This is a genomic window from Arthrobacter sp. RAF14, assembly GCF_052114185.1.
Lineage (GTDB): Bacteria > Actinomycetota > Actinomycetes > Actinomycetales > Micrococcaceae > Arthrobacter_E.
Genome location: NZ_JBFREG010000001.1, coordinates 60,185 through 86,474, shown reverse-complemented (window position 1 = coordinate 86,474; position 26,290 = coordinate 60,185). Strand labels below are relative to the sequence as shown.

28 protein-coding genes are annotated in these 26,290 nt (G+C 60.7%); 12 read left to right on the top strand and 16 right to left on the bottom strand.

What is annotated here, in order from left to right; genetic code table 11:
* Positions 1–75: 75 nt before the first annotated feature.
* Both AB4Y75_RS00415 and AB4Y75_RS00410 read right to left on the bottom strand, forming a co-directional pair.
* The gene (locus tag AB4Y75_RS00415; protein ID WP_441433950.1) at positions 76–1,605 is read right to left on the bottom strand and encodes a HEPN domain-containing protein; all 1,530 of its coding nucleotides are present in this window, start codon (positions 1,603–1,605) and stop codon (positions 76–78) included.
* 280 nt (positions 1,606–1,885) lie between these two features.
* Positions 1,886–3,007, bottom strand: a complete 1,122-nt coding sequence (locus AB4Y75_RS00410) for a hypothetical protein (RefSeq protein ID WP_441433949.1) — start codon at positions 3,005–3,007, stop codon at positions 1,886–1,888.
* 256 nt (positions 3,008–3,263) lie between these two features.
* Here AB4Y75_RS00410 and AB4Y75_RS00405 point away from each other — a divergent pair, with 256 nt between their 5' ends.
* The 3 genes from AB4Y75_RS00405 (at position 3,264) to AB4Y75_RS00395 (ending at position 4,906) form a co-directional block, all read left to right on the top strand.
* Positions 3,264–3,503: a helix-turn-helix domain-containing protein gene (locus AB4Y75_RS00405; protein ID WP_441433948.1), complete on the top strand. Its 240-nt coding sequence runs from the start codon at positions 3,264–3,266 to the stop codon at positions 3,501–3,503.
* A 146-nt stretch (positions 3,504–3,649) separates the two neighbouring features.
* On the top strand, positions 3,650–4,366 hold the full coding sequence (locus AB4Y75_RS00400; protein ID WP_441433947.1) for a TIGR02391 family protein: 717 nt from the start codon (positions 3,650–3,652) through the stop codon (positions 4,364–4,366).
* 36 nt (positions 4,367–4,402) lie between these two features.
* Complete coding sequence (locus AB4Y75_RS00395; protein ID WP_441433946.1) at positions 4,403–4,906, top strand: class F sortase; 504 nt, start codon at positions 4,403–4,405, stop codon at positions 4,904–4,906.
* Between the two features lie 358 nt (positions 4,907–5,264).
* Here AB4Y75_RS00395 and AB4Y75_RS00390 read toward each other — a convergent pair whose 3' ends face one another.
* On the bottom strand, positions 5,265–5,801 hold the full coding sequence (locus AB4Y75_RS00390) for a hypothetical protein (protein ID WP_441433945.1): 537 nt from the start codon (positions 5,799–5,801) through the stop codon (positions 5,265–5,267).
* A gap of 14 nt (positions 5,802–5,815) precedes the next feature.
* On the bottom strand, positions 5,816–6,145 hold the full coding sequence (locus AB4Y75_RS00385) for a hypothetical protein (RefSeq protein WP_441433944.1): 330 nt from the start codon (positions 6,143–6,145) through the stop codon (positions 5,816–5,818).
* Positions 6,146–6,736: 591 nt separating this feature from the next.
* On the opposite strand from AB4Y75_RS00385, the gene AB4Y75_RS00380 reads away from it, so the two are divergent.
* Positions 6,737–7,039 carry a hypothetical protein gene (locus AB4Y75_RS00380; RefSeq protein ID WP_441433943.1) on the top strand — a complete coding sequence of 101 codons (303 nt, stop codon included), beginning with the start codon at positions 6,737–6,739 and terminating at the stop codon, positions 7,037–7,039.
* An 88-nt stretch (positions 7,040–7,127) separates the two neighbouring features.
* A complete protein-coding gene (locus AB4Y75_RS00375) occupies positions 7,128–7,367 on the top strand; it encodes a DUF2188 domain-containing protein (RefSeq protein ID WP_441433942.1) in 240 nt (79 codons plus the stop codon).
* Positions 7,368–7,533: 166 nt separating this feature from the next.
* Here AB4Y75_RS00375 and AB4Y75_RS00370 read toward each other — a convergent pair whose 3' ends face one another.
* Positions 7,534–8,211, bottom strand: coding sequence for a hypothetical protein (locus AB4Y75_RS00370; RefSeq protein WP_441433941.1), 678 nt, complete (start codon positions 8,209–8,211; stop codon positions 7,534–7,536).
* A 179-nt stretch (positions 8,212–8,390) separates the two neighbouring features.
* On the opposite strand from AB4Y75_RS00370, the gene AB4Y75_RS00365 reads away from it, so the two are divergent.
* Entirely contained in the window at positions 8,391–9,044 is a 654-nt protein-coding gene (locus tag AB4Y75_RS00365; protein WP_441433940.1) for a hypothetical protein, read from the top strand.
* Positions 9,045–9,213: 169 nt separating this feature from the next.
* Here AB4Y75_RS00365 and AB4Y75_RS00360 read toward each other — a convergent pair whose 3' ends face one another.
* On the bottom strand, positions 9,214–9,543 hold the full coding sequence (locus AB4Y75_RS00360; RefSeq protein WP_441433939.1) for a histone-like nucleoid-structuring protein Lsr2: 330 nt from the start codon (positions 9,541–9,543) through the stop codon (positions 9,214–9,216).
* Between the two features lie 334 nt (positions 9,544–9,877).
* On the opposite strand from AB4Y75_RS00360, the gene AB4Y75_RS00355 reads away from it, so the two are divergent.
* Complete coding sequence (locus tag AB4Y75_RS00355; RefSeq protein ID WP_441433938.1) at positions 9,878–10,351, top strand: hypothetical protein; 474 nt, start codon at positions 9,878–9,880, stop codon at positions 10,349–10,351.
* Positions 10,352–10,511: 160 nt separating this feature from the next.
* Here AB4Y75_RS00355 and AB4Y75_RS00350 read toward each other — a convergent pair whose 3' ends face one another.
* Entirely contained in the window at positions 10,512–11,564 is a 1,053-nt protein-coding gene (locus AB4Y75_RS00350; RefSeq protein ID WP_441433937.1) for a hypothetical protein, read from the bottom strand.
* Between the two features lie 229 nt (positions 11,565–11,793).
* Positions 11,794–12,216 (bottom strand): hypothetical protein, encoded by a 423-nt coding sequence (locus AB4Y75_RS00345; RefSeq protein WP_441433936.1) that lies wholly within the window; start codon positions 12,214–12,216, stop codon positions 11,794–11,796.
* 261 nt (positions 12,217–12,477) lie between these two features.
* Here AB4Y75_RS00345 and AB4Y75_RS00340 point away from each other — a divergent pair, with 261 nt between their 5' ends.
* From AB4Y75_RS00340 to AB4Y75_RS00330, 3 genes are all read left to right on the top strand, one after another.
* Entirely contained in the window at positions 12,478–13,098 is a 621-nt protein-coding gene (locus tag AB4Y75_RS00340) for a hypothetical protein (RefSeq protein ID WP_441433935.1), read from the top strand.
* Positions 13,091–13,987, top strand: coding sequence for a hypothetical protein (locus AB4Y75_RS00335; RefSeq protein WP_441433934.1), 897 nt, complete (start codon positions 13,091–13,093; stop codon positions 13,985–13,987). The genes AB4Y75_RS00340 and AB4Y75_RS00335 overlap by 8 nt, the downstream gene beginning before the upstream one ends.
* Before the next feature lie 202 nt (positions 13,988–14,189).
* Entirely contained in the window at positions 14,190–14,477 is a 288-nt protein-coding gene (locus tag AB4Y75_RS00330; protein ID WP_441433933.1) for a hypothetical protein, read from the top strand.
* Positions 14,478–14,486: 9 nt separating this feature from the next.
* Here the strand turns inward: AB4Y75_RS00330 and AB4Y75_RS00325 are convergent, their stop codons facing one another.
* From AB4Y75_RS00325 to AB4Y75_RS00310, 4 genes are all read right to left on the bottom strand, one after another.
* A complete protein-coding gene (locus AB4Y75_RS00325) occupies positions 14,487–14,873 on the bottom strand; it encodes a helix-turn-helix domain-containing protein (RefSeq protein WP_441433932.1) in 387 nt (128 codons plus the stop codon).
* Between the two features lie 201 nt (positions 14,874–15,074).
* A complete protein-coding gene (locus AB4Y75_RS00320) occupies positions 15,075–15,431 on the bottom strand; it encodes a hypothetical protein (protein ID WP_441433931.1) in 357 nt (118 codons plus the stop codon).
* Positions 15,432–15,818: 387 nt separating this feature from the next.
* Complete coding sequence (locus AB4Y75_RS00315; RefSeq protein WP_441433930.1) at positions 15,819–16,454, bottom strand: hypothetical protein; 636 nt, start codon at positions 16,452–16,454, stop codon at positions 15,819–15,821.
* A gap of 126 nt (positions 16,455–16,580) precedes the next feature.
* On the bottom strand, positions 16,581–18,152 hold the full coding sequence (locus tag AB4Y75_RS00310; protein ID WP_441433929.1) for a response regulator transcription factor: 1,572 nt from the start codon (positions 18,150–18,152) through the stop codon (positions 16,581–16,583).
* A gap of 673 nt (positions 18,153–18,825) precedes the next feature.
* On the opposite strand from AB4Y75_RS00310, the gene AB4Y75_RS00305 reads away from it, so the two are divergent.
* Positions 18,826–19,056 (top strand): hypothetical protein, encoded by a 231-nt coding sequence (locus tag AB4Y75_RS00305; RefSeq protein ID WP_441433928.1) that lies wholly within the window; start codon positions 18,826–18,828, stop codon positions 19,054–19,056.
* An 84-nt stretch (positions 19,057–19,140) separates the two neighbouring features.
* Here the strand turns inward: AB4Y75_RS00305 and AB4Y75_RS00300 are convergent, their stop codons facing one another.
* The 4 genes from AB4Y75_RS00300 to AB4Y75_RS00285 form a co-directional block, all read right to left on the bottom strand.
* Positions 19,141–21,378, bottom strand: coding sequence for a LuxR C-terminal-related transcriptional regulator (locus AB4Y75_RS00300; RefSeq protein WP_441433927.1), 2,238 nt, complete (start codon positions 21,376–21,378; stop codon positions 19,141–19,143).
* Between the two features lie 98 nt (positions 21,379–21,476).
* Complete coding sequence (locus AB4Y75_RS00295; RefSeq protein WP_441433926.1) at positions 21,477–21,977, bottom strand: hypothetical protein; 501 nt, start codon at positions 21,975–21,977, stop codon at positions 21,477–21,479.
* Positions 21,947–22,423: a hypothetical protein gene (locus AB4Y75_RS00290; protein ID WP_441433925.1), complete on the bottom strand. Its 477-nt coding sequence runs from the start codon at positions 22,421–22,423 to the stop codon at positions 21,947–21,949. Before AB4Y75_RS00290 ends, AB4Y75_RS00295 begins: the two co-directional genes overlap by 31 nt.
* Entirely contained in the window at positions 22,416–24,542 is a 2,127-nt protein-coding gene (locus tag AB4Y75_RS00285; RefSeq protein ID WP_441433924.1) for a hypothetical protein, read from the bottom strand. Before AB4Y75_RS00285 ends, AB4Y75_RS00290 begins: the two co-directional genes overlap by 8 nt.
* A 292-nt stretch (positions 24,543–24,834) precedes the next feature.
* On the opposite strand from AB4Y75_RS00285, the gene AB4Y75_RS00280 reads away from it, so the two are divergent.
* A complete protein-coding gene (locus tag AB4Y75_RS00280) occupies positions 24,835–26,256 on the top strand; it encodes a glutamate decarboxylase (RefSeq protein WP_441433923.1) in 1,422 nt (473 codons plus the stop codon).
* The last annotated feature ends 34 nt before the right edge of the window (positions 26,257–26,290 follow it).

Below are 26,290 nucleotides of genomic sequence, written 5' to 3'. Positions count from 1 at the left end.
GCACTCCTCATAACTACGAGCTTCCTCGAGACATCCCCTTCCGCTATTGAGAAATCTTGAACGCAGGGGACGCAGTCACAGGCCTGGGTTGCAGACACGCTTCAAAACGGTATCGGGGCATCCCAGGAGGCGCAGCGCGTGTGCTCGCACCATACGTTCGAGGATCGAGACCGTATGGTAGAGGTCATAGGCATCGTATCCCCGGTTGCCGTGGGCCAAGTCGTTACGGACTCGGCTCAGAGCTTCGGCGACGCGGTGTATATCGCTCCCCTGGGCCTCGTCCAAGTAGTCGGCCAGCAATTTGCAGGATTTCAGGTTCGGGGTGAAGTCCAGAGGCAATTCGCCAATCAAATCTCGCAGAGCGTCCCTCAGTCCACGCGGCGGGTGTTTAGAGAGGTTGTCCTTCACGAAAGTTCGCTGATTAGAATTGAGGGTCCCAGACTCTTTGAGCGCTGCAATTATGGCTTCACGCTTCTCTGTATGGCGGCCTTTTCGCTCCTCGTATGCTTTAGCGGTCTCGTATCCATGCAAGCCTTCCAGCGCTTGTAAGAGTAGGAGAAAGCGGGATCGCGGGTGCTCGGTGGTCACCGAGAGCATCGCCCCATAGGTCTCAATTAGCGGGTGATGATCCTGCTCAAGCCTTTGCCAGCGTCTGAGCATGTCGAGGAGTGAGAGGTCGTCATCCGCGATGAAGATCGCTGACGAGCAGTTCCTCACCGCTGTCTGATCGGACTGATATGGCGCCTGAGTGATTCCCGATCCATAGATCTGCCGCTTTCGAGGGGTGCCCGTGCCGTCAGTCTCGAGCGCGTGGACGGCCAGATACGTGAGTGGCTGAGCGCTTCCCGTCGCGATCGAAGAAATTCGACGAAGTGGATCGACCCACTGATCCACCCACTCGCGCACCGACATTGGCTCTTTTGCTTCGATTCGAAGGACGGGGCTTACGACGAACCTGAACGCGTAATGGTTACCGACCGCAACACGGGCACCATACTCGAAGCGGACGGTGACATCTTCGTCATGCCATTCTTTCGACGAGTCGGGGTTGCCAGTCACGGTCCAGTCGCCCTCAAGGCGACGGAGCTCTCCAGGGTTCGGGAACTGAATTGAGGCGAAAGGGGGCGCACCCATGATCGCGTCGAGCGCACCAACTTGTGCGCTCACCTGCGAATAGGTCGGGACTGCCGGGCGGGCGCCCGGCTGTTCTTCGTCTTGCGCCACGACCTCGAACTTCGTGCTAAATCCAAGGACCCCGCTGGCAAGGCCGACTATGGCGGTACTAGCGGTGATGTGCCCTTGTCCCGGAGACCAATAAGTGACTGTAGCGTCGATCAGATCCACTTCGTGCCCGTTTGCGAGACGCGCACGCAGACGGTCCAGCGGGACTACTTGAGGAAAACCGGCGCTACGGTGCCCATCCGGATTTTCTTCCCACTGAATTGGGATGTTTCCATACACCACGCCGGTCGGGTGATGGTCCGCCCGAAGTTCGAGCGAACCAGGATGCTCACTCGCTACGCCGCTGACACCGGGCAAGAGCCATGTGCACAGGTACTCGTCTGGTTCCACGAGCAATTCTAGGGGCGGCTTTTCAGCGGTCATTTAGATAGATTAGTGGATGGGTAGAGCGTCCAACATCACAGAATCTCTCATGGCCGTCCTCTTTACTCGGGAGAACCTTCGCCTTTTCCGATGCTTCCGAGGTATCGTCCTTGACGTTGCCGAGGGACGCCTTGGTTTGCCTCACGCTTGATGTTCTCTTGCCAGGACGCCGCCGAGTCCATAGCTGTCGGAACCACAATGCTAGTCACAGGTCTCCACGACGCCATCCCGATGAGCTCCATACCAGCTACGACTCGGTCAAGCTCAAGAAGCAGGCCCGCTAGTCTCTGTTTTTGGGAACCTGGTCGGTTCGCAGTTCTGAATTCATCGACCATACGAACGCGATTCCCGTCCTCGGGAACACCCAGCCATCGAAGTCCACGCTGACTGATCGCCCGGGCACGGACTGTGGCGTGCGTTGGATTCGTGCGTGCTTGCTACTCGCAATGAGATCGAGGACCTTCACCTGAGCGATGTCCGTGTCACTGTAGTCGAGACTGACCGTGAGGCCCTTTGTTGGCTGGTCGATATCGAAGTGCAGCATGTGGCCGGCTTGGAGCGTGAGGGTGCGGTAGGTGAATGAGACGGTGACTGGCTGCTGGGATCGGACAGCATCCTCACCAATGTTCACGGAGTAGGTCTGCCCTGTCTTGCGGGCGCTGCGTCGGATCGAGCGTTCTTGCCCGTCTATTGAGTACTGCACGAGCTCGAAGGATTCTTGCGCGGAGGCATTGAGGCCTGACGCTGGGGTCATGAACCATGCGGCGGTCGCCGGGATGTCGGTGACAAGTTCCCGGAACTCGTCCTTATCTGAGACACAGGCGAAGCGCTGGGTCGCGTGAGATGGAATGAAGGTGTACTCCCATCGTGCGGTGACGATGAACAGAGGAACGCCCTTGGCGTTCCTCTCCCCTGCAGGGGAGAGGCGGATCTGGACGTCAACGTCGTGCCACCGTTCAGGTGCCCGGATAGCTTGGTCACGCACGTCCGCGTAAACCTCCTCCGCGAACTCGCGGTCTCCGAGCCGGAGCGCCAGCACGTTGCCGGCTATCTGGTCGAGCAGCTCGGGGGTTGCAACGCGTTTGAGGTCGTCGTTCTCGACGGCGAAGCCTCGGACCACGGCGTCGCGGAAGTCGGGCGCTGACTCTTTAAGTATGGCGCGGATTCGTTCGTTCTCCCGCTCCTCTTTGTCTTTACCGTCGAAGTAGTCCCATGCGATTCCGAAGAGCCCGGCTGCGAAGAGGGTGCCGCCGATCTCTGATAGCGGCAGGAACGTTAGGGCGGGAGCAACCGTGGCGGCGTGTGCTGCGAGGATCTGGAGACCAACACCGAAGAACAGCGAAACCAAGGCCACGATCGTGACCTTGAGGCGGTAGATGCGTTGGAGTGAAGTGGCCCGCATGTCTGGCGCCCATTATGAAGCATGAGCATTGTTTTGAAAAGACAAAAATAAGGGGGCGTGGCGACCGCACGATTGATGCGGTCACCACGCCCCTGAGCGCCCCCGCAGGGGCGGAGTCAACCGTCGCCGCCGCTCATGCCGTCACCCCCTTTGCCCAGGTACCGCTGCACGCGGTGGCCACGATCCGGGGTGGATCGGCCATGCGGAGACAATATCCCATCTTGGGATATTTGGGAACGAAGGATCGACTTGCTGTGTGGACAAGTCGATCTATAGCGAGGAATACCGGGAGTTCCGCGAACTTCTGAAGCGTCTTCGCGTCGAGGCGGGCATCCGCCAGGTCGACTTGGCAGAGACGCTGGGCGTCCCGCAGTCTTTCGTGAGTAAATACGAGAGCGGCGAGCGGCGGCTGGATGTTATTGAAACTGCACGTATCGCTAACGCACTGGGTACTACGATGCAGCGAATCGTGGAATCTCTGGCATCAGAGCGCTAAGCTTCCGAAACTCGACTCCGCTAGCTGCGCACGACATCGCTCAATATGAGCACCATCCCATCTGCTCGTCTTTCCAAGGCTAGAATGCCCTCGATCGTCGTGTTAGGCTGCCGAACCTTGGCAGAGCTGGGTAGTAGCCTCGATTCATGGTTCTCTCTTACGACGATGTCCGCAACCTCCCTCTGCCTGAATTGAGCATGTCTCTATTGCGGTCGCTGGGCGACCAGCCAAACTTCAATAATCTGATCCAGGGATTCAAGCAACGCGGTGGATACGATCAAGCGCCGCCTCCCGACCTCGAGGCCATGCTTTCTCGGATATCAGACGCATGGGCTTGGCTCGTATCACATGCATTAATCGGACATTCGTCGAGCAACACTTCGAGCGATAGTTGGAGCCGAGTCACGAGCGCAGGCACGGCTCTCTTGGACGATCCGAACGCGCTTGCGAAAGTCTGGGCGGACGAACGCCTCTCGGGCGATCTCCATCCTGAGCTGTCTGCCGCCCGGTCGAACTTTGCACTTGGCGACTACGAAACGGCATCGTTTGCGGCGATGAAAGCTGTCGAAGTGGCGGTACGCGACGCCGCCGACCTACCGAACGAGCTCCTCGGAGTTGCACTGATGCGTAAGGCCTTCAGCCCTAAGGACGGCCTACTTCGAGATCCAGGCGCGGAGGGAGGCGAGCAACAGGCAATCGCAGATCTCTTCGCGGGAGCCATCGGTGCCTACAAGAACCCGGCAAGTCATCGAACAGTCCAGTTCGAGGATGCCATCGAAGCCGCAGAAGTAATCCAACTCGCAGATCTCCTTCTTCGCATCGTGCGCCGGTCGGACCGGCGGTTGCGCTCGGGACGTGCCTAACGACATGGGCTGTTCACACCCCGCACCTGCGGAGGGATGAACAGCACTGCCCCGGCCACCTATCGAATCTGCAGAGGACTTGCCGCACCAACGGTTGCAGGTAGTGCGGTGCCGCCAGCGCGCCTGATCTACCCCGCGACCGATGCCAAAATACCAGTGCACGCCCTGACGCCAACACAGCAGGAGTTGGATGCTCGCAAGCTGTCTCCACCAAATACGAAAGACACCTACTGGCTGACGAACTACGGTAAGCCCGGAGCCGGCTCGACTGACACCACGTACATCATCAGTCATCGGTGGATCGAGGAGGATACGCCGTTCAACCGTATCGGCGATCGCGCTCGTGCGGGGGACAGGCTGAGGATCCAGACAACGCACGGTGATCTCGAGTTCGAGGTGGCGTCCGTCAAGACCTATAACAAGGACGTTTTAGTTAGCTCGCCCGTCTGGGACATGCATCCGGGATGGCTCGTGTTGATCACCTGCGACCTGAAGGATCCGTGGGGGAAGAACACGGTGGTGACTGCTCGGCCACGCTGAGTAACAGTCGAAATCCGCAGATGTATGTTCAAATTGTGAAGAACACGTGAGCCGAGTACAGGGATCCGGGCAAACCTGGGAACAAGGCCACGGAGCATGTGGCCGATCCTTGCCGGTTGATGTCAAACTCCTGAAACGAGTAGACACTCGATGAGGGAAGGCGCTGGCGAGCCATTGATCGGCGGACTAGAGATCCTCAACTGATGGATTAAGTGGCCGTAGACAGCGGAACCGGTATGCAGAAAAGCCCGCCACGGATGTTCAGTCTCGCTGTATTGCGAGTCGATACATCCGTGACGGGCTTCAAGGCAATCGGACTAACTGAGCTTAGTTCAACCGACTACGACACCCCCGGGGATCACTTGAAGCCGCCCCAGGAAGTCAGTGCGTACGGAGTCGTGGTGACGCCGAGCCCGGTCCCCGTGTGCTGCTCCAGGAGGACGCAGTTGTTGTTGTAGCGCTTGGCGACGAAGGCGAATGAGCGGCCCTCGGCGCCGAGTTCGAGGTATCCGCCGCTCGCAGGCACGGTTGCTGTCGCGGTGTACTGCGCGGTGACCGTCCGACCGACTGCGAGCGATACACCTGCCGTCACCGACGCTTTCGCGAAGATCGCACCGGCTTCCGCCGTTGCCGAGACGGAAACGGTTCCCGTCACTGAAGATGACGTTCCGACGGCGATCGAAAGCGTGGTGCCAGGCGATCCCGAGATGCGGTAGTTTCCCTTGACGTACTTGCGCGCGACCTGGCTAACTCCGACATCCCAATTGGAGCTGGAGCAGAGGCTGTTCGTACCCGCTGGGACGACCGTTGGCGTCGCAGCCTGAGCGGCGCCGACGCCGCCTGATGCGACAAGCGCGATGGCAAGTGCGGACGTCGTAAAGAACTTCTTCACCATTTTGAACCTTCACTCTACTTGTAGTAAATCGAAATCCAGAAATGGGAGTCTTTGTTTACCTCTAGAACGAGCTTATTCGTGCCAAGCTTATTGTCTATTGGAAACTCGATCGCAGGCGTGACCCCCAATGAACACTGCGCCTCCGACCGTGCCGGCGTCTTCTGAGAGACGCTCAGCTTCCAGTTCCCTCCTTCATCACAGTTGATAGCTGCACCGATCATCGTCGTTCCTTTCGGAACCGCCGGGACCTTGATTTCCTTTGGCCCAATCCCAGAGAGGCTCTCATGAAACACCGCCCCGGGCCGCTGATCTTGAAGCTGCTTCTTTTGAGCCGCGAAGATCACGGCATCCGTCCGACCGGACTCCACGACGGCTGGTGATTCGGTTGAGAGCTGCGGTTGCGGAGCGGTCGCTGGAGTGCACCCGCTTAGCGCGACTCCGAGGAGTGACGCAAATAAAACGCTCAGTACAACTGCAGATCGGTTCGATATGAGCTTTGTCAAAGGAATCTCCTGTCGTGTAGCTGGATAGTTTCATGGCAGTCGTTTGGTGTCAATCAGCTTCCGAGGATCTTTTTCAAGTTGGTTCCGCCCCGTGCGGCGCGGCCCGATTCGGATTGACTCGCCCGCTATGCTCAGCTGACCGAGAGCTGTGAAGAGTCGAGGTGAAGTTGAGTCAGGACGAGGGAACGACGCATCGGGTGGTACCGATCGGACGTTTACGAAGACCCACTCAGGTGGCCGAAGGAGCTTCCTTTCGAGTATCTGCGTGGCCGCCGATGGGTTGATAGGTGACGCCGACCGTGCGGAACGTACGGCTTCGTCTGGTTCTCGGTGATGCAGTGCACCTGCGAGGACAAATGAGTAGGTCAGTCATCCCTGACGCCGAGTCGAAAGCCATGCAGTGGCGACAGCGAACAGAGATTGGAGGAAGACGTGACTTCAGGGTCTTCGCGCGACGGAGTTGAGGAGTTCCTTGCCTACATAGCCGGCAAAGCGGCCGGCTACTCATCGGGCATGAAGTGGAATGAGAAAGAGAAGCTCAAGGCTGACATGATGAACCGTCCAGAGCGATGGAGAGGCGTGACAGCCAATGAAGTTCGCACTATGTGCCGTGAGCTTGGGATGCTGCCCGATGACATGGACACGATCTCAGAACTCCTGAAGCGTCGCAAGGAAGGTCGGCGATTTGTGGTGCGCCACCCCTACCAGCACTACCAGTTCGATCAGAGCCGGTGAGCGTGCTGCGGCAGATTATCGTAGTGCGTTCTGCGGCTCTTTGGGGCAATATGTGGATACCACTAGCACTGGGAAAGGAAGCATTACTATGACCAATCCAAATGATCGACATGTCGTACCTAATGCCAATGGTGGCTGGGACGTCAAAGCGAATGGCGCTCAGCGGGCATCCGCTCATGCTGATACGCAGGCACAGGCGCAGGAACGCGCGCGTGAAATCATTTCCAATGCCGGTGGCGGTGAGATGCTAACGCACGGGCGAGACGGCCAGATCCGCGCAAAGGACACGATCGATCCTGGCAACGACCCTCGCAGCAGCAAGGGGTAGGTGCGGCAAGATCGGGGTCTTCTTGAGAATGAACGGGCCCCGATCTTGCGTGTGCGGACACCATCGACTAGGTGCTTGAATACTCGGGCCTGCTTGGGCTCCTCAGGGCCTCTCACGTCTCACCGCAGGCCCGCGGCTTCGATAGTCGGGCGCCCAAGAAGGCGGTCTATTTGAAGCATCCGGGGTAGCCGTCCCTGACTACGTCGATGTCAGATTGCGCCATCTGCCCGGAAGCATTGAAGGCGATCTGCGCGTACGCGCAGAGTGCGCCATTGGTCGCTGCGGCGTCCGGGTTGGGCGCATCGCACGTGTCCAGGTAGGCGGAGTTTGAATTGGGATTGAGCCGGCCACCCATCGCCGCGCACGCAGGGCGTTCTTTTGCGAGGAGGTTTGCTCGAGCGGCGTCTGCAGACGCGCTGGCCTGAGCCTCTGCGGAGGCCTTGGCGGCTGCGGATTCAGCTGACGCACTCGCCGAGGCCTGGGCTGCCTCACGGTCGTCGGCCGCGCCATCGCACTTCTCGATGGCATCGTCGACGATCCGGCGTGCTTCCGGCCCTGGTGCACCGACGTGGCGCGCGAAAATCTTGTCGAGTCGAGGATCGCCTTGATTGTCACCTGTCGCGAGGTACTTCATGACCTTCGGGCCAAAGTTGCATTCAACGTGGCGGGCACGAACAAGGGCGCCGGATCCGTCAGACACAGCCTGCGGGGTCTGTGCGATCGTCGGCGCGCTGCCGGTGTTCCCGGGTGAGGCGCAGCCCGTCAGCATTAGACCTGTCACTGCGGATAGGACTATTGCATCGCCGAGAGAAGCGGACGACAGAGTGCCGAGGCGGAGCTGCATGATCTGAGATTAGACGCTTCGTGACCACCCGCGACAGTTTGACCTAGGTGCTGGTGCTGCGGCTGGTGGACTTGGTAGCGCATAACGTAACGGGATGCGATCTCATCGGGACTAGGTCGCAATTTTGTCGGTCGGATCAACTAGGGTCATCCCAGATCACTTAATCAAGGGGGACCACCATGAATGATGCTCAACTGGTAGCCGAGGCTGTAGTGACCCACATTGGCGACAAGGACGCCTGGCATCGCAGCAGTGGGTATGGCAAGCGCATCGATCTTGCCCTGATCAACGCAGTGCTTTCGATGCGAGCTCGGTTTGGCCGCCAACTGACAGACGGGAGTTTCAACGGTGTGCGGGGCGCCGTCGAGCGCTACCGTGCGGTCCACCTCAACCTGACGACGGATTGGTTCGAAACACTCGCAGCTCAGAACGAGGCGGACCTCGTCCGCCTGCTGGGCCGTGCGAAGCTCAACGGCGGCAAGTCGAAGGCACTGGGCATCATCGAGGCCGCCCACGCGTTCGTCGCTGCCGGACTCACCGACAAGACGAGGCTCCTCGCGAATCCAACTGAGGCCGAAGCGGCATACCGCAGCGTCAAGGGACTCGGGCCGTGGACGTTCCAGTACTTCACCATGTTGATCGGCGCCGAGAGCGTGAAGCCTGATGTTTGGATCATCAGGTTTGTAGCTCGCGTCGTCGGTGAGGAGGTCTCACCGGAGCGGGCGTTCGCTGCCGTGCGATCTGCTGCCGAGTTGTTGGACGCGGGGTCATCCGAACTCGACCATGCGATTTGGGCGTTCGCGAGCAGCGGTGGACTGCGCGGCATGGCATGAAATGCCCGGCGGAACGCTCTGAAGACCATCGTTCACGACCTGCATATGGTGGTCGATCGCGCAATTTACGGGATGGAGCGCCGAGGCGGAAGTGCCTTTCCTGTCTCGCCAACGAAGCTGAATGTTCAAGGTTCTTTGTGGAGCCGCCCGACAAGGGCCCCTCTAACTGCTACGTCTGAGCTGCGTCATATGCCTCGATAACCTTCTGTGCTATCCGCCCACGTGGCGCCACAGTGTACCCATTTGCGTTTGCCCACTCGCGGATCTTGTCCAGATCCGGCTTGTTAGGCCGTGGGCGGTTAGCACTACGCTTGCCGGTCACCTGCCGAGCGGCCCTGACGTAGGGGGCGAGAGCCTTGTGAAGGTCGGTGAGTTCGCCGTTCGTCAGATCGATCTCGTAGGTGGAGCCGTCGAGCGAGAACGACAGGGGCTTCACCGACGCATCGAGGGCATCTCCGGAGATGTCGCTGAACCGGTGAACTACAGTCTTGGTTGCCATAGCTTTGAGCTTACCGAATGCGGTTCAAGTTGGCTGGAAGAATCCAGCAGCCAGCTGTCAGGACCTGGAGGTCCCTCACAGTTGAAGGGTTCGTGCCAAATCCGACCTAGCGGACTTAGAGCCGCTTGCGTGCTCCCAAGGAAACCCGTGGGTGAAAGTCATCCCCCATCATGTCCGTTGAGGGCAGCGCGGGCGACAGAAATTGTGTCCAGCTCCTGCAACCAAACGAATTCGATACTTGCCGGCAGCTAGGTCGCGGCCTAGATTTTCAAGAAGATGCCGGGAAACCTCCGCTGAGACCCGGTCAGTTTCGAAAACCCACGAAGGGAACGACTTGATCTACCTCGTACAGCCAAGTCTCAGAATGCAATGGGTAAGCCTGTCTGAATCGCTAATCTTTGACGCTTTGAAGGCAGGCCAGATAGACGCGGACCGTATCCCGTGGGAGCCGAGCGACCACGTTGTTGACTCAAACATCGTCCAATTGGCATTACGATACGGTTACCCTTGTTCGACGGGAATCATGGTAGCCGCAACCATCGTCGCTAAATGGGACCACCCTAAGAAGATCGCAGACTCATTCCGAGATTTGACCAAGGCCCAAGCCGCTCTCGTCGCAAACGATCAGCTCATGGAACGCAGGATGCCAGGTTGGATCGAAGCCGGTATGAGAATCAACGAGGACGTGAACGCGAGCGTCGAGAAGAGCCTCCGTGAAGCTCGAGAAGCTGCAGAGAGGCTTCTAGAAGCTCCGGTCCAAACAGACCTGCTCCGCCACTGGTCAGCGCTCGGGGGCCCGGGAGAATAACCAAACGAACTGCCTCCTAGGGGCGGAACTTAGTAAACCGGAGCTGACAGACAACCACATCCTCTGCATCCTGGTGCCCGTGAAGATTCAGACGGTCTGGCAGGAACGAAATCTGGCAGTCCGATACTCAGAGCGACCCCTCGCCCCAACCATTCCGATGTCATACGCCCGCATCCCTATCGTTCGGCACTCGTGCAGGCCTGACGTCTGCAGGAGTCCTCACTGGCTGCTTGGGGTTCGGGTGTGAGAGCAGTTCCACAACGGCTCGCGGAGGAAAATTGGTGCGGCTAAAGAGATCAACCGGGAGTGGCCCAGTTGAGTATGGATAGCTCGTTTCCGTATCTGGGGTGGCAACTACCTTGGCCAGAAGCCACATTGAGCGGACGATGTCGATACCAACCTGGGTGATGGCAAGACACGTTGCTGGATCAGAGTTGTCAGTGCGGAGCTTGATTCCCGAAGTCATCCTCCTAGCTTTGTTCAAAAGTGCGTAAGTAACCGAAGGTCCGTTGATCGTCCGCCGCGATTGGACGATAGCGGCGAGAGTCTCCTCCGATGGATCATCCGGCTTTATCCGTTCGAACACCGACGACCAAGCACCTGATTCCTGCGGCGAGACCGCAGCCCCGTGCTTGATCTGATTGTTTCCCTGACTACCGCTGTACTTTTCATCGTCGTAAAAGTAAGCGAAGAAGTGCAGCCATTCGAAGAGGTATTCGACGTGCAAAGCAAAGTTCGGATCCTCTCCGTGGTCCGATGAACGGACAAGCTCACGCGGAAACAAGGTTCTCTCGACAAATTGCTGACCATCCGCGGCGAAGATCGGCTGCAGCGGCTTTCGCACGTCGCTTCCCATGAAGAGCCCCAACAAGTCTCTCATAGGACTCTTCCCGGCTTTCCTCTCACCCGCCACCACAAAGTAGCGCAGGGCGGTCTCAATGACATGTTGCATCAACGAGTACGACTCAGCCGCGACCATTGCTTGGTTAGTCAAGGTGTCTCCGGGCGCTTGATGAAGATCGATCTTCCTACCGAGGATTGCCTCAAACTGACGGTACAGGGACTGCGGATCCTCCACGTTCCAGGGCAGAGGACTATCATGTGCCAGATCAGCAGTTGCCATTATGGCCCAGAGGCGACGCTCAAAATATTCTGCCGGATCCACACGAAAATAGTGATCCCTCAAAAGCACTTCCTGCTCTTCCTCACTCATGCTCGATCCATCGTGCGGAGATAATTGGCAGATACTCAAAGGCGGCATGAACTTCATCGGGCCAATCTACCTTACGATTTCAAGAGCAGGTGTCAGACATCGCCAACAACAAGCCCCCGCGGTCCGCAGATGAGTCTGACAGCAAGACGGCCGATTATCCCGGCACAGACCACCTCTTTGAGCGAGCGCATTGTCTACACAACCGGCCCTAACACCCACAACTGATCGACTACGTGATGATATTTCCTTTATCGTCACGGGGAACCTTGGGAATCGCCTGTCCAAGTCCGACTCCACCAAGAAGTAGAAGGAATAGGACGCCTGGGGAAAGTAGCCACCACCAACCTCCACCGAGCGCCATGAAATAGGTACCTCCGAGCGCAAGAGACAGGATGATGAGACCGAGCACGATTCCTGACCCGGAGCGACGCGCTGGATTGCTGCCGGCAAAGTGCTCGATCTGCAGTTCGATGTGCTCCAGCAGCAGCCCACGCTTGGCAGAGCCCTCGGGGAGCGAATTATAGATTTCCAACTCCTTTGAAATGACTGTACGCAAATCCGCTCTTAGATTTGCAACACTAACTAAGGCTGCCAAGATTGCGGAAAGGATCGTAGCCGAAGCAGTAATCGCGGGGGCAACAAATGGTTCCATCTACGCGCTCCTCGGATGCCGGGAAAACATGCTCATGATCCGGCGCCGAGCAATCACCCGCGCCACACCCATACTATGCGATGGCGTGCCCCTCGTTCGAACTCGACTACTCGCGGAACAGCAAGCGACGCTGACACCGATCGATAGTCGCAACCAACTACATGTGGATATATTAGAAGATACGCGAGAGACTTGATATAATGCGAGAATGAATAAGTCTGGGGGATGCTCACACCTCTCTTTTTGTGAGGCACTGGCCGCATGAGAATCAAGATCGCGGCCTATATCGCTTTTGCTCTAATTTCGCTAGTAAGTCTGATCAACGGATTTCAGCTTCCTACCCCCTGGGCAAGGGTTGTCAGTTCAGTTCCTCTGATCGTCGTTGCACTGTTTGCGGTCTTCGACAACTGGGCTTGGAGGTGGGGGCCAATCGCAAAGGTCGCGCAGCGGCCTGTACTCCACGGAACCTGGCATGGGCATCTTAGGAGCACATGGTCCCCTGACGGATCGAAGCCAACAGACAACCGTTACGAGGCCTTCATCATCGTTACGCAGTCGTTCACAACGATCCAGGTGGTCCAGATTACTAAGGAAAGCAAGTCTCGCTCCGTGATCGCTGACATCGTCAAGAACGGCCCTGATGACTTCTCGATCTTCTACCACTACGGAAATACGCCTCGCATTGAAGTCAGGGAGGAGAGCCCGATCCACATGGGCGGCGCCTCGTTCGAGGTGTTCGATGTGAACCCCAAGCGCTTTGAGGGCGAGTATTGGACTAGTCGCAAGAGTGGCGGCTCAATGAGCTTCAAGCGGATCTCGAACAAACGGATCGGCAACTTCGCAGACGGCAAAGAACTTTTGGAGGAACTGAAGAATGACTGATTGGGAAGCCTGGCTCCGAACTGCCGCTCAACGCCCGAGCGATCACGAGGATGCCAAGTGGCAACGTACGCTGGCTCAGGTCAAAGCGAGTCTTGATGCCCATGAGCCACTCAAGGGGCGACCATGGCGCGTGTATGCCAAAGGGTCCTACGCCAACAACACCAACGTGCGTCTGAACTTTGATGTCGACATCGCTGTTGAATATCACGGCTACTTTTACTACGATCTCGAGTTCGAGCTCAAAGGAAAGGACAAGTCAGTAGTCGGCATCGTTGACTCCGACGATCCCTACACCCGCGATCAGTTCAAGAAGGACATTCACGAAGCCCTCGTCGCATCATTTGGAAAAGACTCCATTGAAGTTGGGGATATCGCTTACAGAATCCGTAACGGGAAGACCACTCTCCCGGCAGACGTCGTTCCCTGTTGGGAGTACCGACGCTACGATAGCAAACAATCGGTACATCACGGCGCTCGGATTTTTACTAGCTCCGGCAAGGTAGTCAATAATTTTCCCCAACATCAACTCGACAATGGCACTTCGAAGAACCTCGCCACGAGTAAACGGTACAAGCGAATGGCAAGGGCACTGAAGAAGCTCCAGACGAAAATGCTCTACGAGGGCGTAATCAAGCAAGAGTTGCCTTCTTATCTCATCGAGTGCCTCGTCTACAATGTGCCGAACGGCAAGTTTGGTGCCGGCACGTACTCCGCTGACATGCGATGGGTCTTGGCAACCATCTTCAACAGCACGTTGAACGGTGGGGACTGGAATGACTGGAAAGAAGTCAACGGGCTCAAGTATTTGTACCGCGGAGGTGCCAAGTGGACCCGCGAACACGTCCACACCTTCGCAGGCGCAGCATGGAACCATATGGGTTACGAATAACCAATCACTTTCCCGCCCCAAATCTGGGTCGGGAAAGTGAGGCACCATGCCACGAGTCACCCAACGTGACTAGTACAAACGACACCAACACTTGCGGAGGATCTGGACTGATCCCCACTGGCAAAGCATCTTCGGAGCGCTAAAGCCCAGCCAGCAACAGCAGATCCATAAGTTCTACCGACCGGATGAGCTGCTAGATTTCGTGGAGTTCAAGGAGCACCTCCGGCAGATGCGGGCCGAACAACCAGAGCTGGTTCATGTGGTTGGCAAGCTCTGGCCAGTCTTCATCGACAAGCAGGCCCACCAGACGGCTCGGGCTACCCGGACAAAGACCGTGTCACCAAGCCAAGGCAGGAGGGGTCGGAACAACATCATTGTGACCGGAATCGCGCGGCCCCAGCCAGATCTCCGAAAGCTTGCTCTGGCTGCCGTCATGCTCGCCGAGGAGGACCGGAAGGCCCAAGCGCAGGTAGCGCAAGACGAGAAGTAGCCGGCGCCATCACGCAATCGGCTTGTCCCGCCCGAGGAGAAAGAGACGGGCAGTGTCATAGCTGACGCCCACCTGCTTCGCAATTGCGCGGATAACCACGCCCTCCTTCCGGAGCGCAAGGATCTGACGCTCAATCTCGGGAGTCAGTCCTTGCTTGCGCCGAGCCACCCCGCGCTCTTCCAGCAGGCGAAGGAGCGAGGACTTGGCTACGCCGGACTCGTCAGCCAGTGAAGTCGTCGACTCCCCTGCTTCGTACCGAGCTACGATTTCGTCCAGTTTCGCCTGGCCGAGACGGTCCACCAGACGGTAGCGCTGGCGAGCGGAAGCTGTCGACTGCTTCGGTTTCGCCGGCTCTTCCGCAGCAGCCTGGGCCAATGCCGCATCGATGGCATCCAACCGCGCCAATTTAGGGCGAGCATGCTTCGAATACTCTCCGAGCACCCCGACCATTGAAAAGCCCCGCTCTCACGAGCGGGGCTTTCGCTTTTCCCGGGTGAGTTCCCGGCTCTGGGGCTCCCGTATTCCCGACCGGACGCTTACTGCCTCCGGATGTCCACAGACGATCCTCGTCCTTTCGGAAGGGCATTTCTCTGATGTTCAGTGATGACGCGGTGAAACGAGAACGAAGGCGGCGCCGACCAGGATGACGAACAGCCCGACCCAGAGGCTCTGGAGCCAGGCACCGGGCGCTTCTTCATGAGGGTTGAGAGCAGCCGCGTCATCGCCGCGGCGGGGAACGGCCTTCGTGGGGCTCTGGGTCACCGCGGGAACGGCGACCAAAGACGGATCGGGCGTTCCGGCCACGAGTGCACAGTGGACAAGACCGTCGTCCACGGCTCCGGCTCCCGCAGCGGCATTGGAAAGTGCTGGACTCTGCGCCAGAGCGAAAAGCACAGCAGCCGCCGGCACGAACACCAAGCCGCGGCGCACCCGTAGGGCTGAAGGCCATTTCATAGTTCCTCCGGTCTATTTCGGTGATTTTGTTCGATAGTCCCCGGACTGAGGGCCATCCCATCGGCTGCGCGGCGATTGAAGGGCACAGAACGAGAGGGTGGAGCACACCTGAAGCGTGCTCCACCCTCTCGTGAGCAGGTGATGCTCTTGGCCACATATTCGGTCGGCAGGCTTGATACTGCGGCCTTAGGAACAGGCGGCGGATTGTCGGGACTCGGGTGAGTCCCTTCGGAACCGTTGGAGATCATGAGAATCTGAGTCCGGTCAGTCTCCTCAGCGGCGAGGCTAGGTTGACGCCTGAGAGCCCTGGTATACCGAAAGGTAGCCCCAGCTGTTCAGCGAGACAGCGCAGGTGGAGCCATGGCCTGCTTGGGCCTGGACGCGACGCTACTGACAGACGCCATCCTGGTAGTGCGTGTTGAAGGTGTGCACCTGCACCCATGCAATGGTCTTCCCCGTCTCGATGGCCCACTGGAGTGAGCCCGCGGCCGGCGCGGTGTTGTAATTGGTGCCATATGAGGCAGAAGAACCATCGACGAAGTGGACGTTGATCTCATAGATGTCAGGAGCAGTGACATAGCTCACAATGACTCTCGAATCATCAACTGTGTAAGTGCCGTTGTCTCCGGAGGCCCTGTTGCCACAGGTGACGGGCGTTTTCGGATCGGGCGGCGTGGATGCCGCCGCCCCGGGCGCCGCAACGGCCACGGCGATGACGGGAAGAGACCAGGCTGCGCTGCGAACGACCGCGCGGCGCGACGTCCCTTGCTTTGTGGAGGTTGGATGCTGTGGATTCATGAGAAGTTGTAGCCTTCTGGGATTGATGCGCGTGGATGCGAATGAGACGAATTTGCCGCGTACTTCCTGAACCTCATCCGACCGACCGCCGATCCGAACGACTGAGCGCTTCTGGTTCGACAATGCGGATGAGAAACCGACGATACGGGCTAAAAAAATTGCATCACGGTGCGGATTACCAGCAGAACGGAAATCTGAAACTTCACTCTTCTGCTCACCCGGCAATCACCCGGAATTTCATCCCGCATCTCACGGATATCACTCGAACCAGATGATGCGCTCCAGGACGCCCTGCGATATAGCCGGAGTTGATACCGTTCGTTGAACTTCTCCGGAATGAATGTTCACTCCTCAGGAGTTCAGTTTCGTGGCGTCCGGCCAAGCCAGAAGATTGACTCGCACAGCAACGGTGAGGGCATCCGCCCGATTGTCCACGCCAAGTTTCTTGTACAGCGTCTTCAGCTGAGTTTTCACGGTGTTGGGCGAGAGAAACAATGCTTTCGCGATTTCACTCACCGTGAAGTGCGTTTGGGCCGCACGAAGCACCTTCAACTCACCAGCCGTCAGCTGAGGGGCACTCATCGAGGGTCGGGAGAAGCGGAGGCCGTCGAGCAGTTGTTCAAACCTCAACCCGGATTCTTCGGAGAGCCGACCTGCGACCGCTTGCACGAAGGATTTCGGCACCGTGGTCAGAATGCGTCGATGGGAGTGATCCAACGCATTGGCCACGGACTCAGCCTGGACTTCATCCACCGTACCGCTGACGATGAACCTCATCCACGCCGAATAGAGCATTGCATGGTCACGCACGGCCGGTGCCACATCGGATGCCCCCACGATTCGACGGTACTCCTGGCCAGCCTCCGTGAGGTCGCCCTGGTGGATGAGCAGTTTCATGCGGGCCAAGGACACGAGCGGACCAGGGCGCTGGATTTTCCGGTGAACCTCCTCAGCCGCCGCCACGTCGCCGAGTTCCACGAACGCTTCGATCTCAAGAGCTCCTGAGATGTCCGAGGCGACCGACCCGACGTGCGCAGGATGAGTAGCGGCCGCATGATGCACACTTTCGAGTGCCTGTGAAGGGCGGGAAGCCGCCATCGCGAGACGGGCACGCACGAGGACCACGAAGGGCCACAACTCATCCCGGCTGTCGACTGAATCCAGGCTTCGCGCGAAGCTCTCAGCCTCGAGGGTCATCTCCTCCAGCGCTGTGATCGCCTCAGCGATACGCTCCGAACGAACGACTACGGGCTGATGGAACACGGGAACGTCCGGCAAGGACCGGGCATCTACCAGGTGCCCCGAGGCCTCCGCGTGGGACCCGCGGAACGCTTTGATCATCGCGGCCTTGGCGGAGGCCTCGCGCTGAACGTGAGGGAGCGGTGCGTGCTCCGCGAGTTGCCGGGCGATGCTCAAGGCCACCAATGCTTTCCTCGTCTGGCCCGCCAGGAGATAGGTGGTGGCGACATGGACATAGAACTGCGGAATGGGACCTGTCAGTTCGACCATGGATGGGACACGTTGCTGCCCGAGCCTTTCGATCAGACGGTCGGCGAAATCAGCAGCGGCCGAGAGGTCACCTGTCATCCTGTATGCGATCATCCGCCGGACCAGCCGCTCCTGATGCGTGGGCTCGTCGTTGACGTGCCCGTAAGGCGGGATCCTGTTCACGGGGACCAGCAGACCGGAGCGGGCCAAGGTCGGAGCCATCGGATGCACCAGGATCAGACCGTCGTATTTGCCGAGGATATCCGCCGGAAGCCTGGCGATCGCGTCCATCAGCAAGGTGTGATCGTGCGTGGCCAGCGCCCAGAGATAGTCGTTGGCCACGCTCGCGATCCGCGCGGGGTTCCCGGTTTTCAAAGCTTCCCGGAAAACCCGGCCGCCTTCAGCGCCGTCATAATAGTTCGTGCCGTCTGTCACAAGTCATTCCTTCGGAGGCAGCACGCTCTTCCTGCACAACCGTCCGGAGGCCAGGGCATACTCAGGCGCCCCGAGTCGGGGAACGCTGCCGTTTGATCTGTTGGGCGACATCGTCAAACCCAGGGAGGTTCACATAGACGCCACCCGAAAGCGCGCAACCGGACCCTGACCTTGGCTGCACCTCGGGGAACCACCGGCGCCTCGTTGGGGCGGGGACCCGAGAGCATGAGACTTGTCGATGGGAGATGCCCATGCCCTCGGATCCCCTGGCGGTGCTGAGCCATCGAAGCGATGGAGTTCACGAGCAAGCCACCCGGCGGCCGTAACGTCCACCCGTCACCCCGGTCTTAGCCCCCCGCGGACCAGGTTGTTTCAGGACGTCAACGGCCAGCGAAGCAGTGCATCCCACCCGGTTTCCGGTGTTCCCAGCTGCTGTTTCAGGGGACGAACAGCGGGTTCAACGGAACTATGCACCATTTCACTGCATGAATGTCGGCCCACCCGTCAGGTCAGGAAAGTCCGGAGAGGCGACGCTTTTCAGCCGGCGCGACATCCACTCTGAGAATTACATCATTCTCATCGGTCCGCACCCTGACGTAGGTCAGTTATTCACCCGTCGATTAACCCGACGATCACCCACGGCGTCAACCAAAATGCTGCCACATTCCGAACTATGGGGATTCTCCACGAGAAAGTCCGGCTCAACGGCCAGACTGACCGAAGAATGATGGCCGGTGAGTATTCTGCCGCGCTGAGGCGTAGCCATGACGCCCTTCCGTTGCTCGCCGGGGAGGACAAGGGGGGAAAAGAGGTGTGGTTCACGATGATATCTATTCTTTGGAGGGAGAAGGGTTCCCCCAGAGTAAGGATCGAACGGGCCGCGGTCATCACCTCATCCAGGTGAAAAGCGCGAGGAGCCTCACACGCGTTGTCCGATTCCCGCCATCAGAGTGCCGGGTCCCCTGACGGACATCCGAGCCCTGGCAGGTCAACCCGACGTCGGCGACTCCACGACGACCCCGAGCAGACCCAGGGCGAACGCTTTCTGGACCGCATCTGCCCGGTTCGTCACTCCGAATTTACGGAAGATCGCCGAGATTTGAGTCCCCACCGTGTTCGGCGACACAAACAGCCGCAGTGCGATCTCGGCACGCGTCAAATGCGTCTGAAGGTATGGCAGCACGCGCTGTTCCGCTGCCGTCAGACTTACCATCGGGGAAGCTTTTCCGGCGCGATCTGAGGCGCCCCGCACTGCTCGACGCACGGCCTCGACACGCTCGTCCAGTGCTGCGCGGCCACCCTCGGGCGGAAGCATGCTCTCGGCCTCCCCCAACAAGAGGGCCGCAGCTTCGTGGTCCCCCACCTGGAGATGGCCGCGCGCCAACAGCAACCTGCTGGGGATCGCCAGAAGAGGCACGGCTCGGCCGCAGCGCAGCCGATCCGCCATCGCGGCCGCCAGCAGCTGCTCCCCCGCCTTACGGTCGCCGGCCTGGAGCCTGACGCATGCCGCCGCTGCACGGGCATAGGCGCACATGACGTAGCCGTCGATACCGTGCTCCCGGATGATCTCGAGGGCTTCGTCCACATGTTTCCGCGCCCGCGCCCACTCGTTGTTCTCGATCGCCAACAGGGCGAATTCGGTCTCGCAGATGACGATCGTGGCGGGATTCCGTCGCGCATCCGCAGTGAATCTCGCTTCCTGCAGAACCGGTCGGGCTTGGTCCTCCAGACCGCTATGCAGGAGGGTGCTGCCGAATATCTGCAGGGCCGGATCCCGCCACGGGCTCCCCAATGGTTCGGTCTGTGCGGCGTACTCGGCCTGGACAAGAGCCCGCTTCAGCCCGCCCTTCATCATGATGGCCTCGATCATCGACTTGGCGGAGGTGAAGTTCATCCCGTCGGCCCCGACGCCATCGGGCACTTGCCGCAGCAGAGTGCTCCACTTGTCGGCATCGTCATCGGTGCCCGCCAGCACCGCGAACCAGGCGATGATCACCAGGGCCGAGGCGTTGCTGAGCAGCGGGCGGTCACCGATCTGCCGAAGCCAGCGCGACAAGGCGACGTCGTGCCCTGCTTCATAGGCTTCCAGTGCAGCGGCGGTGACGAGTGCCATGGCCAGGTCGAAATTTTCCGCGGCGATGGCATGCTCGATGGCTTCGGGAAGACGGCCGACCTCCTGGAACCACTGGGCGGCCCGGAGGTGCAGCGCAGGGACGGAACCAGAAGCCTCCCGCAGCAATTCGTGATGCAGGAACTCCTGGAACAGAGGATGCAGGCGGTAGGCCCGGCCCGTTCGCTCGGCCGTCACGAACAACTGACGGGTTTCCAGTGACCGGAGGACGCGAGCAGAGTCGGTACGATCCAGCACCGCGTCGCAGAGATCCGGGATGTGCCATTTCAGAACCGAGCTCCTCACGAGGAACTGCCGGGTGTCCTCGGTCAGGTCCTTCAGGCATTCCTGATAGAGGTAGTCGGCGAACAGCTCGTGGTCCGAAACGGACGCGGAGCTCCCGTCTTTAGCCAACAGTGCGCACATGTGGATTCCCGCAGCCCACCCGTCACACCGGTCCACCCAATCCCTGAGCGCCGCCGGCTGCACGGCCACACCGACCTCCTCGGCGATCGTCGCCGCTCCGGTCAGATCGATCCGCAGATCATCCGCGCTGATGCGTGCAGCTCCGGCCGCCAGGCCGGTGCGTGCGAAACGGGCAGCACCATGCCGGGCCGCAAGGACGATCTGGGATCCCCGGGGCACCCCGGCCAGGACGACATCCAGGACATCGAGGCAGTCCACGGCGCTGAGCAGATGCACATCATCCAGGAACAGCACGAACGAACGCTCGGCCCGGGAGAGTGCCAGAGCGAGTGCAGGCGCCGCCCGTCCCAGCACCGCGCCGTCGACGGTGGGAACCTGCCCGTCGAAGACGGCCGCACCGGGAGCGAACCCCATGCAGGCATGAGCCAGAAGCCGCAGAAGTGCCGCCGGATCGTTGTCCTCTTCACGGAACGAGAGCCACCCGACGGCGCGGTCCTCCGACTGACACCACTCCGCAAGCAGCGAAGTCTTGCCGTACCCGGCCGGCGCGGAGACCGTCACGACCCGCGAGTCCCCCGACCTCACCTGATCGATCAGCCCGGTGCGGTGCACGAAGGCTGCGTCGAACTGCGGAGGCGTCGTCGAGCCTTCGACGATCAGCCTTCTGAGGTCATCGTTCGCGTGATTCATGTGCCCCTCGGCGTGAGTCGTAGCCCCGCGGGGCAGCCGCGTTCGGATCGCGGAAGTTCCACGGGTCCCGAACACTACACCCGTTCCGGAGCACTTCCCTAGGGCCTGGCGCCAAGCAACGTCACCTTCACCCGTGCAGTGCGCTCTCCCGACGTCACCCGGAGAATGACCGTGCCCGCCTTGGACGGTTCGAGAGTCGTCGCGACGGCCACGCCGGTCTCATCCGTCATGGCCGCTTCAAACCCGCCGGGGAACCTCGCCGGGCCTGACTCGACGGTGAACGTCACCGGAAGTCCGGCCTTCGGCTTGCCCTCGGCCAGAACCTCGACGACGACGGCGACCGGGTCGCCGTCGATCATCACCGGTTCATCGGGTCCCAGCAGCCGGATGCCGGTCGGGGTCACAACGGGAGCCGGGGTTGCGGCCGAGGAACCCGACGGACCACCGGACGGCGTCCCCTCGGTGGAAACGGTGGGGTGATCCGCGTCGACCGGGCCGGAACACCCCACCGTGCTGAGGAGGAGCGCCGCCAGCACAGCGGTGACGGTCCTGCGCCTGACGTCCGTGGCTACGCCGAGAAGATGATGTTCAGCAGCCACGTCTGAGTCCCCATGCTGACCGTCAGGGTGAAGGCCCCATAACCGAGTGCCTCGAACGGCAGCACTGCGCCTCCGTCCTCCACTGCAGCCACGAAGACGCTCCCGGCCCCACCTTCCCATCCCGCGACTCCGACGGCGTTCGGGGAAAGAGTCGCCGTCAGAGCACCCGAAGCCGGGCCGGCCGGACTAGTGGTCGAGATCCCCAGAATGAGCGGGACACTCGGTTCGTTCAGATTGACCCCCGCGAAAGTGGTCGACAGACCATCCGAACCGGTCGAATCACCATTCAGGATCATCAGGCTCAGCACCTGGCTGGGCGACGCCGACGCGAGCGGCGCCGCGACGGCGGCCGCGATCACCGGAACACTCCAGACACCGGCCCGCACCACCTGGCGCCGCACGACGCCCGCCGGGGCACCAGTCTGTCGATTCATCTCGTCACTCATACGATTCCTCATAATTCTTGATGTCGCCGGAGGTCTCACCGGTGTACCTCGCGCCCGCCGTTCCCGCCGGAATGGACGGGACATACGTCTTGAACGTGACCATGACGCCCTTGCTCGGGGTGATGCCCGCATACGTCTTGGTGCCGTACTTCGTCTTCACCTGGATGTTGACCGGCTCCGACCCTGCGGCGCCTTCGTTGTAGGCCGACACGTTGAGCACGACCTTCCCCGCCACCGTCGCCTTGGCGACACTGACCCATCCCTGGATGGTGGCGGACTCAGCCTTGACGGTGATGGCCGGCAAAGTGACACTCTGGCCTCCCGCCGACGCCGAGACCATGATGGTCCCGACCGTCGTCGCCTTGATCTGGGGAAGCACAGCGATGCCATCCGCATTGCTCGTCGCCGTGAGAGTGCTCGGTGCGCCGTTGCCGGTGACCGTGAAGCTGACCGTCTTGCCGGCGAGCGGCTGGCCCTGGCTGTCAGTCACCCTTGCGCCGAATCCGTACACGGAATCGCCGACCACGAAGGTCCCCGCCGTGCCGAGAGGCGTCAGGGCCGCGCTGCCGGCGGTGGCGGCAACGCTCACTTTGGCGGTGGAGCCGCCGACCGTCGCACGGTACAGGACGTCCTTCGGTCCGGTCCCGGCAACGGTGAAGGGCGCTGAATACCCTTGCCAGCTCGCCCCGCCGTCGAGGCTGTAGCTGACCGGCGTCGGCGAGCCGTTGAGGGTCGCGCCGAGGGTGACGGTCCGGTCCTTCATTGCGGCCGTGAGCACGGGGACCGTGAAAACGGCCGAGACCGTGTACTGACCGATCGACCCGTAGGCTGCCGCGGCCATGGTGGTGCTGGTCCTGGTGACCTTGGAGAGGTCTCCGTAGCCCACTCCCTCGACCGTGACGTAATACGTTCCGGCCGCGGGAAGGGCGACCCTGCCCGCCGCGCTCTCACCCGTAATGTAGGAGCGCCGTTCGCCGTCGTTCACACCCAGCGCCGGGTTGAAGGACGCCAGCTTGGTCCCAGCCGAGTTGTGCACACTCAGCTGGATGTCCAGCATGGGGCCGTAACGGGCGGTCACCGCGCTCACGTCGAGAACACCGGCGGCCGATGCCACCACACGGAAGACATCCTTGTCCCCGTTCCGTTCGATGACACCGTCGGTCTTCGATCCAGGGGTCAACAGCGTCGCCGAGGTGTCACGGACATCGGAGTGGAGATCCGTGCGGTAGGCGATGCGACCGGTGCCGTAGACGATCGCATCCAGGTACTGGGGCTGCTGCCCGTCGGGAACATCGCATTCGTCATTGATCGGGACGTAGGCGTCTCCGGCCACCAGATCGGCGTTGGTGCCGCAGTACGATCCGTCATACGGCTGGTGGTTGGACCGCAGGTACATCGCGGTCGACTCGGAGTAGGCATTGGCATTGGTCATCACTGCGAGATCGTCCTGGCCGGGATTCGTTGCGTGAGGGTACTGGCCGTTCGACCAGCGGTCCATTCCGACGTCGTCGGCATTGCCCATGACCGGCGCCCACAGACCGGAAGTCGGCGTGTAGTAGGCGTCGGTGCTGGTCCCGTCAGTCCAGCCGTGATGGCTCAGCCCGAGCGTGTGCCCGACCTCATGAGCGGCTGTCGCGGCAAGCTGACGGCCGTTGCGCGGTTCCTGTCCGACCGCTGTCGTCCAGGCGTAGGAGTTGGTCAGGTCGCCGAAGCTGCCCGAGTGCGCGACTCCCAGTGCTCCCTCGACAAGGCTCAGTCCCTTACCCTGGTTCTCCCCCAGGGATTGAGCGGAGAAAACCGCGACGCCGCCGTACTGAGTGTCGGCCTTGGAGTCCCGGGAGAGGGCGTCACGGGACGGCCTGACCGTGGTGACGTTGACGTCGAACGGCGAAAAATACTCGGCCATGCGCTGGAAGATCTCCGTGCGGAGGTCCTTCGAGTCTCCCGGCACCGGAGTCCAGGTGATGGGCGACCCGTTGCGGGTGGGATTCACTCGATCCTGGTTCCAGGGGGAATTCGTCACGGTGCCACCGTCGAAGACGAGCCAGATCGTCTTCGGAGCGCCCGGCTTGCTGCTCAGATTCACCATGTTCGCCGCGACAGGGGAGGTGGTGATCATCGCCGGCTCCCACGACGGCGCGGCCTGCGCAACCGGTGCCGCCACAATCGGAGCCACGATCAGCCCGGCTATCGCAAGGGCGACCCCCGGCCCCCGTGAAATTCGCTTCATCCCCATCAGAACCCTCACTCTAGACACAATTCCGCATTGAAATTACCGTCCGGCGAGCAGGGAAATCATCACTCCATCCGAGTGAAATTCATGGCAGCTGCGGGTGATTCCCGGGTGAGTTCCCGGCTCCTTCCCAGCCACCGGGGTTCACCGGCCCAGGACGTTCTCCTAGGCTGGGCACATGACCGCTCCCCGCAGAAAACCCCACCATTCCTCCGCGTTCGGCAGCGACACCTCGGACGTTTCCATCGAGCTGAACCCCCTGTTCAGCCGCCCCGGTGAGGCGACGGAGTTCCCGCGTTTCACGATTCCGGAAGGGGCGGCGCTCCCTTCCACGGCGTACCAGATCGTCCATGACGAGGCGATGCTGGACGGCAATGCCCGCCTCAACCTCGCCACCTTCGTGGGCACCTGGATGGAGACGGAGGCCGGGAAGCTGTATGCCGAAACCTTCGACAAGAACATGATCGACAAGGACGAGTACCCCAAGACCGCGGACATCGAGCACCGCTGCTGGCGCATCCTCGCGGACCTTTGGAACGCCCCGCATCCCGAACGCTCGGTCGGCACCTCCACCATCGGTTCCTCGGAGGCCTGCATGCTCGCCGGGCTGGCACTGAAGCGCCGTTGGCAGCACGCCCGGCGGGCGGCCGGGCAGTCCACCGAGCGTCCGAATCTCATCATGAGCTCCGCGGTTCAGGTGTGCTGGGAGAAGTTCTGCAACTACTTCGAGGTGGAGGCGCGCTACGTGCCGATCTCCGAGGAGCACCCCGTGCTGGACGGCCACGATCTCGGGAAGTACGTGGATGAGAACACCATCGGCGTGGTCGCGATCATGGGTGTGACGTACACGGGGATGTACGAGCCGGTCGAGAAGATCTCCAAGGCGCTGGACACCATCCAGAAGGCCACCGGTCTGGACATCCCCATCCACGTCGACGGCGCTTCCGGGGCCATGGTGGCGCCCTTCCTGCAGCCGAAACTGGCGTGGGACTTCCGGGTGCCCCGCGTCATCTCCATCAACACCTCAGGCCACAAGTACGGCCTGGTCTACCCGGGCCTGGGCTGGGTGGTCTGGCGGGATCAGGAAGCGCTACCCGAAGACCTGATCTTCCACGTCAGCTATCTGGGCGGGGACATGCCCACGTTCGCCCTGAACTTCTCCCGCCCGGGCGCCCAGGTGCTCCTGCAGTACTACCTCTTCCTGCGTCTGGGCCGGGAAGGCTACCGCTCGGTGCACGCCGCCTCACGCGACGTCGCCCGCTATCTGGCGCACGAGATCGGTGCCCTGGAGCCCTTCCAGCTGTGGAACGACGGCTCGGACATCCCGGTCTTCGCCTGGCGCCTCAAGCCGGACTTCACGGGCGGCTGGACCCTGCAGCACCTCTCCGACCGGCTCCGCATGGCGGGCTGGCTGGTGCCGGCGTATCCGATGCCGGACGGGATGGAGGACCTGACCGTGCAACGCGTGGTGGTGCGCAACGGCTTCACGCGGGATCTCGCGGAGAGCTTCCTGCAGGACGTCCGCGCCGCCGTCGACTTCCTCACCAAAGCGCCGGTTCCGCTCCCCGAACCCGGCGAGGCGAGTGCCTTCCACCACTGACAGGCGCCCCAGGGAGGGTTCATCCAGAGCACGC

Excerpts from the sequence above, each read along its gene's own strand:
- AB4Y75_RS00285 (WP_441433924.1), bottom strand. The coding sequence starts at position 24,542 with ATGATCACCACCTCCCCTGTCGCGGCGAACATGGTGAATCTGAGCAGC.
- AB4Y75_RS00365 (WP_441433940.1), top strand. The coding sequence starts at position 8,391 with ATGAATGATGCTCAACTGGTAGCCGAGGCTGTAGTGACCCACATTGGC.
- AB4Y75_RS00300 (WP_441433927.1), bottom strand. The coding sequence starts at position 21,378 with ATGAATCACGCGAACGATGACCTCAGAAGGCTGATCGTCGAAGGCTCG.
- AB4Y75_RS00350 (WP_441433937.1), bottom strand. The coding sequence starts at position 11,564 with ATGAGTGAGGAAGAGCAGGAAGTGCTTTTGAGGGATCACTATTTTCGT.
- AB4Y75_RS00360 (WP_441433939.1), bottom strand. The coding sequence starts at position 9,543 with ATGGCAACCAAGACTGTAGTTCACCGGTTCAGCGACATCTCCGGAGAT.
- AB4Y75_RS00320 (WP_441433931.1), bottom strand. The coding sequence starts at position 15,431 with ATGAAATGGCCTTCAGCCCTACGGGTGCGCCGCGGCTTGGTGTTCGTG.
- AB4Y75_RS00415 (WP_441433950.1), bottom strand. The coding sequence starts at position 1,605 with ATGACCGCTGAAAAGCCGCCCCTAGAATTGCTCGTGGAACCAGACGAG.
- AB4Y75_RS00390 (WP_441433945.1), bottom strand. The coding sequence starts at position 5,801 with ATGGTGAAGAAGTTCTTTACGACGTCCGCACTTGCCATCGCGCTTGTC.
- AB4Y75_RS00335 (WP_441433934.1), top strand. The coding sequence starts at position 13,091 with ATGACTGATTGGGAAGCCTGGCTCCGAACTGCCGCTCAACGCCCGAGC.
- AB4Y75_RS00410 (WP_441433949.1), bottom strand. The coding sequence starts at position 3,007 with ATGCGGGCCACTTCACTCCAACGCATCTACCGCCTCAAGGTCACGATC.
- AB4Y75_RS00370 (WP_441433941.1), bottom strand. The coding sequence starts at position 8,211 with ATGCAGCTCCGCCTCGGCACTCTGTCGTCCGCTTCTCTCGGCGATGCA.
- AB4Y75_RS00280 (WP_441433923.1), top strand. The coding sequence starts at position 24,835 with ATGACCGCTCCCCGCAGAAAACCCCACCATTCCTCCGCGTTCGGCAGC.
- AB4Y75_RS00375 (WP_441433942.1), top strand. The coding sequence starts at position 7,128 with ATGACCAATCCAAATGATCGACATGTCGTACCTAATGCCAATGGTGGC.
- AB4Y75_RS00400 (WP_441433947.1), top strand. The coding sequence starts at position 3,650 with ATGGTTCTCTCTTACGACGATGTCCGCAACCTCCCTCTGCCTGAATTG.
- AB4Y75_RS00290 (WP_441433925.1), bottom strand. The coding sequence starts at position 22,423 with ATGAGTGACGAGATGAATCGACAGACTGGTGCCCCGGCGGGCGTCGTG.
- AB4Y75_RS00305 (WP_441433928.1), top strand. The coding sequence starts at position 18,826 with ATGGGGATTCTCCACGAGAAAGTCCGGCTCAACGGCCAGACTGACCGA.
- AB4Y75_RS00395 (WP_441433946.1), top strand. The coding sequence starts at position 4,403 with ATGAACAGCACTGCCCCGGCCACCTATCGAATCTGCAGAGGACTTGCC.
- AB4Y75_RS00340 (WP_441433935.1), top strand. The coding sequence starts at position 12,478 with ATGAGAATCAAGATCGCGGCCTATATCGCTTTTGCTCTAATTTCGCTA.
- AB4Y75_RS00345 (WP_441433936.1), bottom strand. The coding sequence starts at position 12,216 with ATGGAACCATTTGTTGCCCCCGCGATTACTGCTTCGGCTACGATCCTT.